Raw genomic sequence first — 16,889 nt, forward strand, 5'->3', positions numbered from 1 at the left:
ATAGGGCCTTGGGACCCAATTATCGCTCAGTTGAGGCCCAATGTCGGGCGGAGTGTCCAAACGGGTGATGTCCCTGGTCGGAGGTGGGGGCGGTGGGGTCCGGGTGGCCATTCCAGCGCGCGATCGCGGCCGAGCGGGAGGTCACCTTGAGTTTTCGGAATATTCGATTGATATGGTTTTTCACGGTTTTCTCGGAAAGAAACATCTCCTGGGCGATCGCCGAGTTGGACAGCCCCCGCGCCGCGGCGGCCAGTACCTGCGCCTCGCGTTCGGTCAGCCCCAGGTCCTCGGCCGACGCCGGGCCCGGCCGCGGCGGGGGAGCGGCCCGCATGGAGGCGAGGACCGCCGCGGCGGCGACGGGCGACAGCGGGCTTCCGCGGCCGTGCACGACGTCGCGCAGCGCACGGCCCAGTTCCGCCACCGTGAAGTGCCCGTGCACGAGGTAGCCCGTGGCCCCGCGGCGCAGCGCGGTGTGTACGGTCTCGGGGTCCTCGGTGTGGGTCAGCATGACCACCTTCGATAGCGCGCTCAGCTCCTCGACCGCACTCACGCCGTCGCGTCCGGGCATCCGGACGTCCAGCAGCACGACGTCCGGGCGCAGCTCCCGCGCGCGGGCGATCGCCTCGTCACCGTCGCCGGCCTCACCTATCACCACGATGTCGTCGGCCGTCTCCAGCAGCGAGATCAGGCCGGCGCGCACGACGATGTTGTCGTCCACCGCGAGCACGGTCAGCGGGGCGGGGCCTGGCGTGGGGGTCACTGTGCGTCCTCTCAGGGCTGGGGGAGGCCTGCGCAAGCGGGACCTGGAGGGTGATGCGGGTGCCCGCCCCCGGAGCGGAGTCGACGGTCAGGGTCCCACCGGCGCAGCGGGCCCGCTCCGCCATCCCGATCAGGCCGTAGTGGCCGGGCGGAGAGATCACCTCGCTGACACCGTCGGCGCCCTCGGTACGCGTCCGGAGGACGAAGCCGGTGCCGTCGTCCGCGATCCGCAGCAGCAGCCGCTCGCCGCCGGGCCCGTCCGGGGCGGGCCCGGCGGGCCCCAGGCTCACGGCGACCGCGTGCGCGGCAGCGTGCCGCCTGATGTTGGTGAGCGCTTCGCGCAGGATCGCGACGGTCTCCAGCCGGGCGGCCACCAGCAGCGGCAGATCGCAGTCGGGGCGGTCGTAGGTCACCCGGATCCCGGTCTCCTCGGACCACTCCCGCAGCACGGTGCCGACGGCCTCCGCCAGCGGGATGGCCGCCGAGTCGTCCCGGAGGTCGGCGATCAGTTCCCGCGCCTCGCGCGCCGCGATCTCGGCGGCCTTCGCCACCTGCGCCGCGGTCGCCGCTGCGCGCTCCGGGTCCTTGCGCAGCCACAGCGGGAGCGCCTGCGCCGCCATGGCGGCGCCGCGCAGGGTCTTGGCGACCGAGTCGTGCATGTCGCGGGCCAGCCGCGCGCGCTCCTCCGCCGCCGCGGCGGCGCGTTCGGCCGCTCTGCGCAACTCCTGTTCGGCGGCGAGCTCCATGAAGATCAGCCGCAGCCGGATCCCCATGAAACCGGCGACCGGGTAGAGCAGCGGGTGGATGACGAACAACTGCAGCCCGATGCCCTCCACCGGCGCCGCCGGCAGGGTGAGGTGCGACACCAGGGCGATGGTGTAGCCGAGCATCTGCAGCCCCGCCACCGCCGCCACTCGCCGCCAGGCGAACAGCACTCCGGCGATGGCGCTGGTCAGCACCGTGGCGACGAAGAAGGCCCCCGAGGGGCCGTCGACGGCCAGGATTCCGGCCGCGATGAAGATGTCCGCGCCCACCAGCCACGGCGCGCGCAGCAGGTACGGCGTCAGCCGCCGCCAGTACCGGCCGAGGATGCCGGACAGCATCGCGTACAGCACCAGGACCAGCACGGCCGACAGCGACGACCGGTCGGCGGGCAGCAGCAGGAGCGCCACCGCGGTGAGCAGGAACCGCAGCTGCATGAGCAGCCGGGCGACCCCCGCGAGGCGGTCCGCGGCCGTGGTGACGTGTGCGCCGCTCATGCCGTCAGCCGAAGATGCCGGACAGGTCGATGTCGGACCCGAAGAAGAGCCCGCCGCCGATGAGCAGCAGCAGCCCCGGCAGCATCGTGGCCGCGGTGACCGCGGTCACCCGGGGGTTGAGCTTCTGCGCGCGTCGGCGCAGGTACTGGGCGTCCGCACGGCGCATGTCCAGGCTGATGGTGTTCAGGGCCTGGCCCAGCGGCGCGCCCAGCTCCTCGGCCTGCTGCAGCGCGGAGACGAACCTGCCGAGCGCCTCGTTGGAGTTGCGGCGGCGCAGTGCCTGGAACGCCTCGCGGCGGCTGGTGCCGAGCTCCATCTGCCGCAGCGCGAGCCGGAACTCGTCGGCCAGCACCCCCGGCATGGAGTCCGCCACCCGCACCAGGGCCTGCCGGAACGCCAGACCGGAGCCGACCGTCACCGCGAGCACGTCGAGGAAGTCCGGCAGCTGCCGCTGGATCTCGTCCTGGCGCTGCTGCGCGGCCAGGTACAGCGAGAGGTCGGTGAGACCCACGAAAGCCAGCACGACCACCGAGAACAGCGCGTTGTCGTTGGCCAGCATCAGCAGCGCGAGGGTGCCGTACAGCAGCACCTCCCCGATCTTGCGCTGCACGTAGCGCGTCACCGTGAGCCCCTTCGGCCGGCCGGCCGCGTCGATGCGGCGCCGGACGGCCGCGCGCTGCGCGTCCCCCAGCCACTCCAGCACCGCCGCGCCGAACGGGCGGCCGATCAGCTCAGTGATGCGGTGCAGGATGAAGAGCCGCTCGCCCTTCTGCCGCGACGGCGCGATCGTCAGGTCCGCCGCGACCTCGCTCTCCCGCGTGGCCAGGTGGAATCCCCAGACCGCGAGCACGACGCAGAGCGCCCCGGCCGACCCCAGCGCCAGGATGAGCGGGAAGGTGAGCGTGATGTTCATGGGCCCTCTCAGACGTCGCCCGACGGAGCGGACTTCAGAAGTCGATCCGCGCCATGCGGCGGATCACGACGAAACCGGTGACGAACAGCGACAGGGCCAGCGCGAGGATCACCAGCCCGAAGGGGCTCTCGACCATGGCCTCCACGGTGCCGGGCATCATCGCGTTGAGCAGGAAGAGCGCGCCGACGCCCATGACGAGCAGCGCCCAGGCGGTCGACGTGGTCTCGTTGAGGATGGTCCTGACCTCGCGCCGGGTCTCCTTCCGGCTCTCCAGCGTGTCGGAGATGGTGCGCAGCGCGGTGACCAGTGCGCCGCCGGACCGGGCCGACACCAGCAGCGTGGAGACGAGCACCCCGATCTCGCGGGACGGCATGCGCTGGCGCAGGTCCTCGATCGCGGCCTCGAACGACTGGCCCAGCCGCATCGACTCCACCACCCGGCGCAGCTCCGCCCCGGCCGGGTCGTCGAGCTCGTCCGCCGCCATGTCGATGGCCGTGGGCAGCGCCAGGCCGGCCGATGTGGCATTGGACAGCACCCGCGCGAGTTCCGGCAGCTGGGCCGTGAACGCCTCCGTGCGGCGTTCCTCCTGCCTGCGCAGGTAGGCGAGGAACAGGAAGGCGACCAGGCCGGCCGACAGCAGCCCGAAGAGCGGGGCGAGGATCTGCCAGACGAACACGATGGCCGCCACGATGGCGCCCAGTAGCAGCAGCAGGAACGTGGACACCCGCACCCGCACCCCCGACCGGGCCAGCCGGCGGTACACCGCCCGGCCGAACTCGGTGCGGCGCAGCGCGACGTCCAGCCGCGCCAGCGGGCTGTTGGCCCGCCGCTCGACCTCGGCGAGCACGCTGCGCGACGCGAGCAGCCGCCGCTGCGCGACACCGTCCACGAAGACGACGATGCCCCACACCGCGAAGGCCAGCATCACGGCGGACAGCAGCAGGATCACGACCGGGTAGGTCACAGCGGGCCTCCGGCGGGGGAGTGGAAGGTGTCGACCGCCTGCGGGGCCGACTCCGGAGCGGCGACGCCGAACGACGCCGGAACCGACTCGCCCGCGTTGTAGATCCGCGCGGCGACGTGCCGCGGCAGCGGGAACCGCAGGAAGTCCCCGGTGACCGCGCGGCCGAGGTCCACGCGGTGCGTCTCGAAGCGCAGCAGCGGCTGCAACCGGAACTCCTCCCGCCGGGCCGAGGCGACCACCGCCACCTCCGACACCCGGCGGCTGCCGTCGGCGTAGCGCGCCAGGTGCACGATGACGTCGATGGCCGCGTTGATCTGGTCGCGGATCGCCTCGAAGGGGATCTTGACCTCGCTCATGGAGGCGAGGGTGAGCAGCCGGTGCACCGCGTCGTCGGCCGAGTTGGCGTGCACCGTGGCCAGGGAGCCGTCATGGCCGGTGTTCATCGCCTGCAGCATGTCGAGGGTCTCGGCTCCGCGGACCTCCCCGACGATGATGCGGTCCGGGCGCATGCGCAGCGAGTTGCGCACCAGGTCGCGGATGGAGATGTGCCCGGCCCCCTCGATGTTGGGGGGCCGCGACTCCAGCCGGATGACGTGCTCCTGCTGGAGCTGCAGCTCGGCCGAGTCCTCGATGGTGACGATGCGCTCCGCCGCCGGCACGAAGGCCGAGAGCGCGTTGAGGAACGTCGTCTTCCCGGTGCCGGTGCCGCCCGAGACGATGACGTTGAACCGGGCCCGCACCAGGGCGGCCAGCAGGACGCCGGTGGCCTCGTCGAGGCTGCCGTTGCCGACCAGCTGCTCGATCGTGAACGGTTTGGGGAACCGCCGGATCGTGATGACCGGCCCCGAGAGGGAGAGCGGGGGGATGATGACGTTCACCCGCTCGCCGGTGGGCAGCCGGGCGTCGACCATGGGGCTGGACTCGTCCACCCGGCGGTTCACCTGCGAGACGATGCGGTCGATCGTCTGGTACAGCTGCTCCTCGCTGGCGAAGGCGGTGTCGATACGCTCCACCCGGCCGCGCCGCTCGATGTAGACGTTGTCCGGTCCGTTCACCATGATCTCGGTGATGCTCTCGTCGGCGAGCAGCGGCTCCAGCACGCCCAGGCCCAGTGCCTCGTCCACCACCCGGCGCACCATGTTGCCGCGCTCGCGGTCGGACAGCACGGGCCCCTCGCGCGAGATGAGGTGCCCGACGACCTTCTCCAGCCGGATGCGGCGCTGCTCCAGGCTGAGCATCGCGAGGTCGTCGAGGTTGATCTCGGTGAGCAGCCGCTGCCGCCAGTGGGCGACGCCGCCGCGCTCCGCCTGCTGCCCGGCGAGGCGGTCCTCGTCGAGCCGGTCCTTCAGTCCCATGGGTGCCTGCCTGCGAGAGAGGGGAGTCGGCGGCCGTGCGGCCGTCCGGCGTCAGGGCATGTCGGCACGCCGCACCACCGTGACGTCGAGGTCGGCGATCCGGAAGACGATGGGGAGCTCAATGCGCACCTCCGTGTAGTAGCCGGCGTCGTCCCGGGGACCCGCGGTGACCACGGCGCCGTCCAGCCAGGACGGCAGCGCCTGCTGTGCCGTGCTCACCGCGGCGGCGGGGCCCGCGCCCCCGGCGCCCGCCGCGCGCGCCCCGGCGCGCGCGGCGTTCTCGGCCTGCTCGACGGCCACGAAGGAAACGAAGACCTCGACCGCGAGGGCGGTCACGAGCAGGAACAGCGGGAAGTAGGCGGCGAACTCCAGTAGCTGCGAGCCGCCGTCGCCGCGGGGCCGGCCCCGGGCGCGCACAGGTGGCACAGCGACCCTCATCGCGTCACCTCTCCGGAATGATCAGCGCCTCGCTGCTGATGTCCCACGGGCTGTCCACACCCGGGATCACCGCGGGCGTGGCGATGGTGACCCGCACGAACGACCGCCCCTCGCGCTGCACGACCGCGACGTCCAGGGTGTCCTCGCCGTCCCAGGGCGCCCGGACCCGCTTGACCGCCTCCTCGCGGATGGCGGCGGGGTCGTCGGGGGTGATGGCCGCCTGCCGCGCCCCCTCGTTGGCGGCGTGGCCGGCGTACATCCCGGTGAGGCCGACCAGCAGGACCTGCCACGCGATGAGCAGGGCGAGTCCGAGGAACGGCAGCACCGCCGCGAACTCCACGATGAGCGAGCCGGAGTCGCTCCGGGCGTGGCGGGACGGGCGGCCCCGGGCCGGCGTGGCGACGGTGGCGGGGTTCTCCCCGGCGCCGGCGAGCGCGGCGTCGGTGGCGGCGTCGTCGGGTGCGGGGACGGTGAGCATCCCCAGCTCGCCGGCGAGCCGGCCGAACGCCTTGAGGAGGGACTCGTCGGTCAGCCGGTCGGGGGCGCCGGTGTTGGACGCCTCCTCCAGCGCCCGGTAGGCGGCGGGGACGGGGGTGCGCAGCATGCTGCCGCCGAGCAGCTTGCGCGCGAAGTCCGGCTGGATCTCGTTGCGCCGGCTGTGCCGCATGAGCAGCGTCGTGACGTTCTCGGAAGCGCGGATCTGCAGGCGGTTCCACATGGCGATCAGCCGCTGCGCGCCGCGCAGCGCCGGGAGGTCGGGGTTGACCAGCACGACGGCGGTGTCGGACAGCTCCACGGCCATCGCGGTGGCCTCGGTCATGGCCGAGCCGCAGTCGACGATCACGAGGTCGAACCGGGAGCGCAGCGCGCCGAGGATCTGCCGGGAGGCCCGGGCCGTGACGTCCTCGCCGCGCTCGCCCTCGACCGGGGCCAGCAGGATGTGCAGGCCGTCCGGGTGGACGTACAGGGTGTCGGCCAGCATGGCCGCGCTGATGTCGTCGGCGGCCTCGACCAGGTCGACGATGCTGCGCCGGTGCTTGAGGTCGAAGTAGCCCGGGATGTCGCCGGTCTGCAGGTCGAGGTCGACGAGGCACACCACCCGGCCGGCCCGGGCGGCGATCCGCGCGAGGTGGATCGCGGTCGTGGTGGTGCCGACCCCGCCCTTGGCACCGGTGAAGGTGATGATGGAGCCGCGCCGGCCGGTCACCGGGACGTCGAGCGACGCGGCCTCCAGGTGCCGGCGCAGCGTGCGGGACCACTCCGCGGCGGTGGTGACCCGCGCGCTGAGCTGCTCGATGGTGGCGTCGGCCTGCAGCAGCCCGCGGGCCCCGGCCTCCATCGCGTTGGTGAAGGTGTCGGGTTCGACCTCGTTGACGATGAGGATGACCGCGAGCTGGGGGTGGTTGCGTGAGATGTCGCGGACGAGGTCGAGCACCGGCAGCGGCCCGAGGTCCTCGTGGATGAGCACGACGTCCAGGCCGGGCAGCTTGCCCACGGTGTCGCTCACCTCGCGCGAGGTGCGGTGCACGCTCACGACCTCGGCGTCGCTGAGCTCCTCGAAGCGGGCGGTCAGGGCCTGCTCCAGCGCCGCGGTGGGTGCGGCGATCATCACCTGGTAGGTCATCGGGCGCCCTCGCTGCCGCCCCGCTCCAGCAGCTCGGCCTGGTCGGCGGAGCAGAACTGGAGGTCGCCCGGGTCGCCGGAGCCCTCGGGGCTCACCAGCGCGAGCCGGAGCTTGTCGGCGAAGCCCTCCGCGTAGGTGAGGCGCAGCGTCTCCTCCGGGTCCAGCCGGAAGGTGACCGGCACGACGGAGTTGGTGCCGCCGGTCTGCGCGTCGATCTCGGAGCCGATCTCGCCCACCTCCAGCACCTCGACGTCGGTGAGCACCCGGACGGCGCACGCGCTCTGCTGGTCGTTGGGCTGGTAGGCGGCGTAGATGTCGACCCGCGACTGGCGGTCGACCTTGCCGGCGACGCCGGTCTCGGCGTTGATCATGATCGCGATCTCCCGCTCGCCCTCGTCCAGCTCCGGCGCGTCCACGACCATGCTCTTCTGCAGCAGGGTGCCGGAGTCCAGGAAGGTCGCGGAGACCGGTTGCCGGCCCAGCCGGCCGAGCGCCTCGTCGAGGTCGGCGCCGGTGAGGAAGACGTTGTCGTCGAAGAACCGCGCCGGGACCGCGAACTCCTCCACCTGGTCCTCGGAGATCGGCTGGTACGGCGGCACGTCCTCGGTGAGGCGCAGCGCGACGCGGTAGGTGCCCATCTCGTTCTGCAGCGTGTTGGCGTAGGACACGATGGTGAACAGGACCGCGATGGCGCCGATCCCGGCGACGATCATCAGCAGCACGCCGCGTCGCTGACGGGGGTTCATGACGTTCCGTTTCTACTCGGGCGGGAGCGAGGGGGCGGCCGGGTCAGCGGGCCGTGGGACGGAAGGCGGGCGGCCCGAGGCCGGGGGCGGCGTTCGGGCCGGTCGAGGGGTCCGCCGCGGGCGGAGCGGCCGGTTCGACGCGGGCGCGCTCCGGCAGAGGCGCGGCGGGAGCGGGCAGCTCGCCCGCCCGCGCGTAGGAGGGCGGCCGCCCGACCGGAGGGCGGTTGGCGGCCCCGCAGAACGGGCAGCGCGGGGCGGCGACGGGTTCGCGGCACCAGGCGCAGGTGGTCGGCCGGATGCTGCGCACCGGATGCGACAGCGCCTCCTGGTGGGCGCTGAAGGCCACGAACTCGACGTAGCGCGACGACCCCCAGTACCGCGCGCCCAGCGGTTGCGGCGGCAGCGGCCGGGTGCTGACGGCCCGCACCAGGGGAAGGAAGCGGGAGTCGAACGCCGCGGCCTCGGGGTCGCCCGCCGCGGAGACGAGCATCTGCACCGGGTCGACCGGGTGGAAGGGCGGCGCGGGGGTCGGTCTTCCACCGCGCACCCGCGCGACGTGCCGGGTCGGCGCGCAGAATGCCAGGAACGCAGACTTGGGGGAATAGGACGCGATGTGCTGCCCGACCGAAATGGGGAGTGTCGACAGGTTGCTGACGCCTTTCAGCCAGGCGCCGGCCAGGACGTGCCGGGGGAGTTCGTCGGCGAGCGCCGCGACCAGCCCGGCGGGAAGGTAGGGAGCGAGATAGGCGAGCTGGTCTGCGAGCAGCGAGAACGCCAGCGGGGAGAGGTCCACTGCAATGCCGGCGACGTGGTCGGTGCGCAGGGCCCCGCGCGCGAACTGAATGGCGCGTTCCGGATGGTCCGCACGCCATTTCGGATAGAGCGCCACCACTTTTCGGTCTTGAGCCGTATGATGTGCGGCGAAGTCCAGGAAGTCCGCGCACCGGGTGGCGAGATCATCGCCCGCCAGGGGGAAGCGCTGTGCCTGGGCGGCACCGAGGTGGCCGGTGCTCGGGATGTCCGCGAGCAGCGCGACGACACTGGGTGACCTCGGACGGTCGGTGGACACGGTGCATGCTCCCTGGGGGTGCGGCGCGGGGCGCCGACTCTGACGGGGGCCGGCGCGGCCCTATGGGGACGTATCGTAACGAGGCGCCCTGCGATCCCTCTACCGGGGACGATTCACTTGTCGCCACTCAACGCTCTGATACACGGTGCGTTATTGCGGGTGGAAAAAGCAAGACGTCCACAGGCCAAAATGCACCTGAATGTCATGTGATGGCCGGATTGAGGCGGGGTTCACTTCGACGTCGTGCCTGATACGCCCTCCTTTTCGCCGCGAAATGCGGCGGCGTCCCGATCGCGGACCGGAACGCCCCGCGCGGCCGCGCGACGCGGGCGCGCCGCCAGCGCCCGCCAGGGGCCGGCGAGGCCGCGCCCGGCACACGCGCTCCGGGCCGGACGCGACGCCGGTCAGGCCTCGCCGGCCGCGCGGGCGTTCTCCGCCTCGTCCAGCGTCGCCGACCAGCTGGCGAGCAGCTTCAGCCCGTCCTGTGACGCCGACCCCTGCTCGGCCGTGTAGACGAAGAGCGACAGTCCGGTGTCGGCGGCGAGCTCCATCGCCTCGAACGCCAGGTCCAGGTCCCCGACGACCGGATGGCGCAGGCGTTTGACGCCGGTGGTGTGGGCGTGCACGTTATGGGCGGCCCACAGGCCGCGGAAGGCCTCGCTGCGCGTCGACAGCTCCCCGACGAGATCGGACAGCTCCCGGTCGTAGGGATCCCGTCCCGCCTCCGAGCGCAGCAGCGCCACGGTGTCGTGTGCCGCCTTGTCCCAGTCCCGGTAGAACCTCGTCGCGCGCTGGTCGAGGAAGATGAAGCGGGCGTAGTTGGCCGGCCGGGGCAGGGCGATATCCATGTCGGAGTACAGGGCGCGCCCCAGCCGGTTGGTGGCGAGGACGTCCAGCCGCCGGTTCTGCACCACCGCGGGAGCGCCTGTCATGGCCTCCAGGACGCGCAGGACGCCCGGCCGGACCTCCTCCCGCCGCCGCGCCGTCCGGCGGCGCGTGCGGGCCCTGGGGCTGGCGGCGCGCGCGAGGTCGAACAGGTGCGCGGACTCCACCTCGTTCAGCTGCAGCGCGCGGGCGAGCGCCTCCAGCACGCTCTCGGAGACCCCGCTCGCGTTGCCCCGCTCCAGGCGCGTGTAGTAGTCGACGCTGACCCCCGCGAGCAGCGCGACCTCCTCCCGGCGCAGTCCGGGAACGCGTCGGTTGCGGCCGTAGGACGGCAGGCCCGCCTGCTGGGGCGTGATCCTCGCCCGCCGCGTGACCAGGAACTCGCGGATCTCGTTTCGGCTGTCCACGTCCCCAGGCTATGTTCACGCCGCGCCGCGGAGGGAGGTCCTGCCGCTACCCCTCGGCGGGGGTTCCGCGGCGGGAGCCCCCGCCGGGCGGGCGCGGCCACCGGACAGGACGTCGGCACCCGGACACGGGTCGCTGTCCGGGCCGCGGCCCGGGACCCCACGAAGTACGGACGCGGGCCGCAGAGGATGCGTCGGCGCTCCGCACGGATCCGCAGGTCGCGGCGGTGCCGGCCGGTGCGCCGGCCAGGGGAGCGAGAGCGGTCGCCCGGATAGGTGATCATCACCCCCGCCGACGCGTTAGGCTCCCGTATCCCGCGATTCAGCGTGGCGGGCCCGTCGGCTCCGTGCGGCAACGGAGGGACGACGGGACCGAGACGAAGGCCACGCTTCCCCAACGAGACGGTCGCGGGGTGGGGCATCGGTGCCGACCCACCGCATGCCGAGCCGACCTGCCGCGGGCGGAGGACAACGACGTGCCCCGCGAGCGGGAGCGGAGCCCCTTCCCTACTCAGCAAGAGACGAGATGCCATGTCGGATGTCGAGTCGAGCCCCGAACTTAATGGTGAGAACGCGGCCGCCGAGATCACCTACGACGAGCAGTTCTACCCGGCACGTCCCAAGCGGCTCCCGACCGCGCGGCGCGTCGCGCGCGCGAACGGCACCGGGCCGCGCACGGGGGAGCCGGTGGGGTCGAACCCGGACTACGTCGAATGGCTCAAGGACCGGTCGATGCTCGCCGACGCGAACGTGATCGCCAGGCAGCTCTCCGGGAAGAGCACCATGTGGCAGAACCCCTTCGCGCATCCGAACCCCCGCGGCGCCATCGACCAGGCCGCCGTGTGGTTCACGTCCTACCCCCTCTCGCTCATGACCGCCCCGGGCCGCTCCTACCTCGCGACCCTCGGCGACCCGGAACTCTGGAAGGCGTTCGCCGACATCGGCATCAACGCGGTCCACACCGGCCCCGTCAAGGAGGCGGGCGGACTCGACGGCTGGTCCGCCACGCCGAGCGTCGACGGGCACTTCGACCGGGTCGGCATGGAGATCGACCCGCTGTTCGGCACCGAGGAGGAGTTCCGCCGCCTGTGCGCCACCGCCAAGTGGTACGGAGGCGTGATCATCGACGACCTCATCCCCGGCCACACCGGCAAGGGCGCCGACTTCCGCCTCGCGGAGATGGCCGTCGGCGACTACCCCGGCATCTACCACATGATCGAGATCGCCGAGCAGGACTGGGACCTCCTCCCCGAGGTGCCGCCCGGGCGCACGTCGGTCAACCTCGACCCCGACACCGAGCAGGCGCTGGAGAAGGCCGGCTACATCATCGGGCGGCTGCAGCGCGTCATCTTCTACGAGCCCGGGGTCAAGGAGACCAACTGGAGCGCGACCAGCGCCGTGCTCGGCCCGGACGGCGTGACGCGCCGCTGGGTCTACCTGCACTACTTCAAGGCCGGCCAGCCGACGGTCAACTGGATCGACCCGTCGTTCGCGGGCATGCGCCTCGTCATCGGGGACGCCTGCCACTCGCTGGCCGACCTGGGCTCCGGCGCGCTGCGCCTGGACGCCAACGGCTTCCTCGGCGTCGAGAAGTCCGCCGAGGGCCTGCCCGCGTGGTCGGAGGGGCACCCGCTGTCGGAGGCGGCCAACCAGTTCATCGCGAGCATCGTCCGCAAGATGGGCGGCTTCACCTTCCAGGAGCTGAACCTGTCCCTGGAGGACATCCGGATGACGTCGGAGGTCGGCGCCGACCTCTCCTACGACTTCGTGAACCGGCCCGCATACCACCACGCGCTGGTCACCGGCGACACGGAGTTCCTCCGCCTCACCGTGCGATTGGCGCACGAGGTCGGGGTCGACCCCGTCTCCCTCGTGCACGCCCTGCAGAACCACGACGAGCTCACCCACGAACTCGTCCACTTCTCCGGGATGCACGCCAACGACACGTTCACCTACCACGGCGCGGACGTGACCGGCCACGACCTCGCCGCCCGCATCCAGCGGGAGCTCACCGAGGGGCTCACCGGGGAGCGCGCTCCCTACAACCTGCCGTTCACCGCCAACGGCGTCGCCTGCACCACCGTCTCGGTCGTGGCCGCGGCGCTGGGGCTGCGGGACCTGTCCGACCTGTCGGAGGACGAGGTCGAGGCGATCGTCCGGGCGCACCTGCTGCTGGCCATGTTCAACGCCCTCCAGCCGGGGGTCTTCGCCATCTCCGGCTGGGACCTGTGCGGGACGCTGACCCTCGACCCCGCGGAGGTGGCGGCGCTCATCGAGGAGGGCGACACCCGGTGGATCCACCGCGGCGCCCACGACCTGATGGGGGTGAACCCGGCGGCCACCCGCTCCGAGAACGGCATGCCGCGGGCGGTCAGCCTCTACGGGACGCTCCCGGAGCAGCTCGCCGATCCGCGCTCATTCGCGTCCCGGCTGAAGGCCGTCATCGAGGTCCGCACCCGCGGCGGCATCGCGACCGCCCGGCAGATCGACGTGCCGGACGTGCCGCACGAGGCCATGCTCGTCATGGTCCACGAGCTCCCCTCGGAGGACCTGCAGGTGACGGTGCTGAACTTCTCAGCCGAGCCGGTCACCGGCGTCGTGCGCTCCGAGCACCTGCGCCCCGGGGCCGACGTCAGCTCGATGTTCACCGGGGACTCCGTCGGCACCGTCGACGCCCAGCACGGGTTCACCCTCGCCCTCGAACCCTTCGAGGGCACGTCGCTGATCATCACCGACCCCGCGCCCGGCGGCGGGGCCGCCAAGTAGCCGGCCGCCGGCGGGGGCCCGCTCCCGCCGGCACGGACCCGTCCGCGGAGCCGGAACGCGGAGGGCGCCCCGGGTCTCCCCCGAGGCGCCCTGCCGGTCGGCACCGCCGCGTGGTCAGCCCTTCCGGGCGTCGACCAGGTCCGGCTCCCGCCAGTTCGGCTCGGCGAAGTACTTCCGGGTCTCGGCGATGATCACGCCGGAGAGCACGAGGAGGCCGATGAGGTTGGGCACCGCCATGAGCCCGTTGGCGGCGTCGCTGAACGCCCACACGAGGTTCAGCTCCGTGGTCGCCCCGATGTAGACCACGATGACGAACACGATGCGGAACGGGATGACCGCGGCACGGCCGACGAGGAAGTCCAGGCAGCGCTCGCCGTAGTAGGACCAGCCCACCAGGGTGGTGAAGGCGAAGAACATCAGGCTGATCGCGACGATGTAGCCGCCCACCGGGGCAAGCGCCGGGGAGATGCTGCCGAAAGCCTCGCTCATCGCCCAGTTGGTCATCAGCGCGCCGTCGCCGGCCTGGGCCTCGGTGCGCCAGGCGCCGGTGATGATGATGACCAGGCCCGTCATCGTGACCACGATGATCGTGTCGATGAAGGTCTGGGTCATGGAGACCATGGCCTGGCGGACGGGCTGGGCCGTCTTGGCCGCCGCCGCGGCGATGCCGCCGGTGCCCAGACCGGACTCGTTGGAGAACATCCCGCGTGCCATGCCCTGCTGCATAGCGATGATGAACACCGACCCGGCGAACCCGCCGACCGCGGCGGTCCCGCTGAAGGCGTCGGTGAACACCAGGAGGAGGGCCCCCGGGATGTCCGTGACGTAGACGGCGAGGACGAGCAGGGAGGCGAGCACGTAAAGGATGATCATGACCGGCACGACGCCGGACGCGAACCGGCCGATGCTCTTGATCCCGCCCAGGATCACCGCGGCGACGAGGGCGACCATGACGATCCCCGAGATCCAGGTCGGCACGCCGAACGTGTTGTCGAGCTGGCCGGCGACGGCGTTGGCCTGCGTCATGTTGCCGATGCCGAACGAGGCGACCGCGCCGAAGAGCGCGAAGAGGAAGCCGAGCACCAGGCCGATCTTGGCGCCGGCGCCGGTGCTGCCGAACTTCTCGGCGAAGCCGTGGCGCAGGTAGAACATCGGGCCGCCGCTCATCTCGCCCTTGGAGTCGGGGCGGCGGTACTTCACGCCGAGCAGGGCCTCGCTGTACTTGGTGGCCATGCCCAGGACGCCGGTGACCCACATCCAGAACAGGGCGCCCGGGCCGCCGACGCCGATGGCCAGGGCGGCACCGGCGATGTTGCCGACCCCGACCGTGGCGGCCAGCGCCGTACTGAGGGCCTGGTAGTGGGAGATGTCCCCTTCGGCCTTCGCCCCGTCCTTGTCCGATTCGGTGCGGCGGATCAGGGCGAGCCACAGAGCGTGGCCGAGCACGCGGAACTGGAGTCCGCGGAGCCTGATGGTGAGGTAGACCCCCACGACCAGGAGGAGCGGGATGAGGAAGAACGGTCCCCAGATGAAGGCGACGACGGCGTCCAGTACAGCTTGGAAGGAATCGGTCATGTGCTGAGAGCTCCCTGTCCGCTGCTCACTCGCGGAAGCGGACATGGTGGGTCGGTGGCCGGCGCGTCCGCAACGGACGGCCAGTCGCACACGAACGGCCCGTGTGCACGCACAGCGTTCCATAAGAGCGTTACGCCGAAATCACATTCAATCGTCACCATGGGCACTTAAAGAACAGATCGGTAGAGAAGTAGCGCTATCGGTCGGCTGTTCTCCCGTGCCCGCCCATAGCGGCGCGAGTGGCGGCCGCGGACCGAGGTCGTGGACGCGCCGGCGCCTGCGCGGGCCCTCGCCGCATGGAGCGAAGCCGCAGCCCGGGGCCGGCCCACCGGGCAGCGGGAGCGGCGGGGGCGGACCGCGCGCCGTGCGCGGCACGGACCTGAAGATCCGCGGGGAACGCCCGCCGTACCGGGGAATTCGGCCGCGGTGCGCCGTGCTCCCCCGGATCCGGGCGCGGCGGCGCGGCCGGTGGATACCCACTCCGCCCTCCGCACGGGCGGCCCTCGCGCGCAAAGCGCTATTCCGATAAAGGCGGCGGCGCCATTCACGTTCCGGGAGGTATCCCGGCGTTCCGCCGAGCCGCCGCATCCCCGAGTCGTCGCCGCCTGGCGTCCGCGGACGGTTCCGCGCCGCGGTCAGCGCACCACCTCGACGTTCGCCATCATCCCGCGGTCCTCGTGGTTGAGGATGTGGCAGTGCACCGGGAACACGCCGACGAAGTCCCGGAACCGGGTGCGGATCACAACCTCGCCGCGCACGGGGAGCTGGACGGTGTCCTGGCGGCCGCGCGCGTCGTAGGGGCGTCCGTTGACGCTGATCACCTGGAACGGGTTGATGTGGATATGGAAGGCGTGCTCTTCGTCGGAGTCGTTGCGGACCGTCCACTCCTCCGTCGTGCCGAGCCGGACCCGGATGTCGACGCGCTCGGGGTCGAACTCCCGCCCGTTGACGAAGAACCGGTTCTTCCGCTTGTCCTGGGAGAAGGTGACGGTGCGGCGGCGGTCCACCGGTGCCGCGCGCAGATCGTCGAAGGGGGCGAGCAGCGTCGGAAGCCGCGCGGGCGGCAGTGCGGCACCCTCGGAGACCACGGTCGCCAGGACGGCCTGCGGGTAGCGGTCGCCGGCGGGGCCGGTGGTGTAGGCGAGGGTGCGCAGTCCGGTGCGGCCGGGCGGTCCGCCCTGGACGAGCACGTCGTAGCGGCTGGCGGGAGGCATCAGCAGCCGGTCGCGCTGCCACACGCGGTGCAGTGGGTTGCCGTCCTGGGCGATGACGTGGAAGCGGGTGCCGGGGAGTTCGACCTGGTAGGTGATGTTGGCGCTCATGTTGGCCAGCCGCCACAGCTGGGTCTCGCCGGGCCGGATGCGCAGAGTGGGGTTGACGAGTCCGTTGACGGTCCGGGTGGTGGGGGCGTTGCTGTCGATGTTGTCGGTGGGGATCGCCCCGTCGCGGACCTGGAAGTCCTTGAGCGCGACGAGGCGCTCGGGGAGCCCGCGCAGCGGGGGCGGCAGGTAGCGGTCCAGGCCCTCGACCACGATGGCGCCGGCGAGCCCGGCGAACACCTGCCCCTCGGCCTGCGGGTGGGCATGGGAGTGGTACCAGTACGTTCCCGGGGGCTGGCCCTCGGGGAACCGGTAGGAGTACCGCCACTTCTCGCCTGGCAGGATGCGGACGGCCATGTTGTCGGCGTGTCCCTCCGGGGAGACGTGCAGGCCGTGCGTGTGCAGGTTCGTCGCGCTGGACGCCTGGTTGACGAGGGTGATGTCGAGCCGGTCGCCTGGACGGACGCGCAGCGTGGGCGGCATGAAGCGGCCGTCGTAGACGAGCGCCGCGACCTTGCGCGCCCCCAAGCGCACCCGTTCCTCTTGGACGGTCAACCGGACGTCGAGGCGGCCGTCCTCGCTTACGAGTTCCGGAGGCTGCACGAGTTCCGGACCGCGGGCGGCGGGTGCACCCTCAGCCGCGGGGCGCGCCGGCCCGATGAGCACGCAGCTCAGCAGCAGGGCGGTAACGGTGGCGGTCCATCTCAGCGGAACTGCTGGCGCGGCGGTCATCGCGGTCTCCTGTGCCGGCGGACGGTCCGGCTGCTGCGGGGCCGGTCGGTGTGCACGCCCCCGCTACCGACGACGCCGGCC

13 protein-coding genes are annotated in these 16,889 nt (G+C 72.1%); 1 reads left to right on the top strand and 12 read right to left on the bottom strand.

Annotated features, from left to right (window positions below):
* Positions 1–19 precede the first annotated feature (19 nt).
* From DEF28_RS00595 to DEF28_RS00645, 10 genes are all read right to left on the bottom strand, one after another.
* A complete protein-coding gene (locus tag DEF28_RS00595) occupies positions 20–718 on the bottom strand; it encodes a LuxR C-terminal-related transcriptional regulator (RefSeq protein ID WP_233515006.1) in 699 nt (232 codons plus the stop codon).
* Positions 642–2,018, bottom strand: coding sequence for a sensor histidine kinase (locus DEF28_RS00600; protein WP_199493061.1), 1,377 nt, complete (start codon positions 2,016–2,018; stop codon positions 642–644). Before DEF28_RS00600 ends, DEF28_RS00595 begins: the two co-directional genes overlap by 77 nt.
* 4 nt (positions 2,019–2,022) lie before the next feature.
* Positions 2,023–2,931, bottom strand: a complete 909-nt coding sequence (locus tag DEF28_RS00605) for a DUF5936 domain-containing protein (RefSeq protein ID WP_114396003.1) — start codon at positions 2,929–2,931, stop codon at positions 2,023–2,025.
* 34 nt (positions 2,932–2,965) lie between these two features.
* Positions 2,966–3,895 (bottom strand): type II secretion system F family protein, encoded by a 930-nt coding sequence (locus DEF28_RS00610; protein ID WP_233515007.1) that lies wholly within the window; start codon positions 3,893–3,895, stop codon positions 2,966–2,968.
* Positions 3,892–5,250, bottom strand: coding sequence for a CpaF family protein (locus DEF28_RS00615; protein WP_114396002.1), 1,359 nt, complete (start codon positions 5,248–5,250; stop codon positions 3,892–3,894). Before DEF28_RS00615 ends, DEF28_RS00610 begins: the two co-directional genes overlap by 4 nt.
* 51 nt (positions 5,251–5,301) lie before the next feature.
* Positions 5,302–5,688, bottom strand: a complete 387-nt coding sequence (locus DEF28_RS00620) for a TadE/TadG family type IV pilus assembly protein (RefSeq protein ID WP_114396001.1) — start codon at positions 5,686–5,688, stop codon at positions 5,302–5,304.
* 4 nt (positions 5,689–5,692) lie between these two features.
* Entirely contained in the window at positions 5,693–7,312 is a 1,620-nt protein-coding gene (locus DEF28_RS00625) for an AAA family ATPase (RefSeq protein ID WP_114396000.1), read from the bottom strand.
* Positions 7,309–8,058, bottom strand: coding sequence for a Flp pilus assembly protein CpaB (gene cpaB, locus DEF28_RS00630; protein WP_114395999.1), 750 nt, complete (start codon positions 8,056–8,058; stop codon positions 7,309–7,311). Before cpaB ends, DEF28_RS00625 begins: the two co-directional genes overlap by 4 nt.
* 43 nt (positions 8,059–8,101) lie before the next feature.
* Positions 8,102–9,127, bottom strand: coding sequence for a hypothetical protein (locus DEF28_RS00635; protein WP_147280049.1), 1,026 nt, complete (start codon positions 9,125–9,127; stop codon positions 8,102–8,104).
* 404 nt (positions 9,128–9,531) lie between these two features.
* On the bottom strand, positions 9,532–10,419 hold the full coding sequence (locus DEF28_RS00645; RefSeq protein ID WP_114395997.1) for a helix-turn-helix domain-containing protein: 888 nt from the start codon (positions 10,417–10,419) through the stop codon (positions 9,532–9,534).
* Between the two features lie 528 nt (positions 10,420–10,947).
* On the opposite strand from DEF28_RS00645, the gene treS reads away from it, so the two are divergent.
* Positions 10,948–13,182, top strand: a complete 2,235-nt coding sequence (gene treS / locus DEF28_RS00650) for a maltose alpha-D-glucosyltransferase (RefSeq protein WP_114395996.1) — start codon at positions 10,948–10,950, stop codon at positions 13,180–13,182.
* 114 nt (positions 13,183–13,296) lie between these two features.
* Here treS and DEF28_RS00655 read toward each other — a convergent pair whose 3' ends face one another.
* Together DEF28_RS00655 and DEF28_RS00660 are read right to left on the bottom strand one after the other, a co-directional pair.
* Complete coding sequence (locus DEF28_RS00655) at positions 13,297–14,757, bottom strand: alanine/glycine:cation symporter family protein (protein WP_114395995.1); 1,461 nt, start codon at positions 14,755–14,757, stop codon at positions 13,297–13,299.
* Positions 14,758–15,392: 635 nt separating this feature from the next.
* Entirely contained in the window at positions 15,393–16,808 is a 1,416-nt protein-coding gene (locus tag DEF28_RS00660) for a multicopper oxidase family protein (protein WP_114395994.1), read from the bottom strand.
* Positions 16,809–16,889 lie beyond the last annotated feature (81 nt).

The organism is Marinitenerispora sediminis (genome assembly GCF_003336425.1).
GTDB classification, from domain to species: domain Bacteria; phylum Actinomycetota; class Actinomycetes; order Streptosporangiales; family Streptosporangiaceae; genus Marinitenerispora; species Marinitenerispora sediminis.

Bases quoted from the DNA above. Each gene is read 5' to 3' on its own strand.
- DEF28_RS00600 (WP_199493061.1), bottom strand. From the start codon at position 2,018: ATGAGCGGCGCACACGTCACCACGGCCGCGGACCGCCTCGCGGGGGTC.
- DEF28_RS00605 (WP_114396003.1), bottom strand. From the start codon at position 2,931: ATGAACATCACGCTCACCTTCCCGCTCATCCTGGCGCTGGGGTCGGCC.
- DEF28_RS00615 (WP_114396002.1), bottom strand. From the start codon at position 5,250: ATGGGACTGAAGGACCGGCTCGACGAGGACCGCCTCGCCGGGCAGCAG.
- DEF28_RS00620 (WP_114396001.1), bottom strand. From the start codon at position 5,688: ATGAGGGTCGCTGTGCCACCTGTGCGCGCCCGGGGCCGGCCCCGCGGC.
- DEF28_RS00625 (WP_114396000.1), bottom strand. From the start codon at position 7,312: ATGACCTACCAGGTGATGATCGCCGCACCCACCGCGGCGCTGGAGCAG.
- cpaB (WP_114395999.1), bottom strand. From the start codon at position 8,058: ATGAACCCCCGTCAGCGACGCGGCGTGCTGCTGATGATCGTCGCCGGG.
- treS (WP_114395996.1), top strand. From the start codon at position 10,948: ATGTCGGATGTCGAGTCGAGCCCCGAACTTAATGGTGAGAACGCGGCC.
- DEF28_RS00655 (WP_114395995.1), bottom strand. From the start codon at position 14,757: ATGACCGATTCCTTCCAAGCTGTACTGGACGCCGTCGTCGCCTTCATC.
- DEF28_RS00660 (WP_114395994.1), bottom strand. From the start codon at position 16,808: ATGACCGCCGCGCCAGCAGTTCCGCTGAGATGGACCGCCACCGTTACC.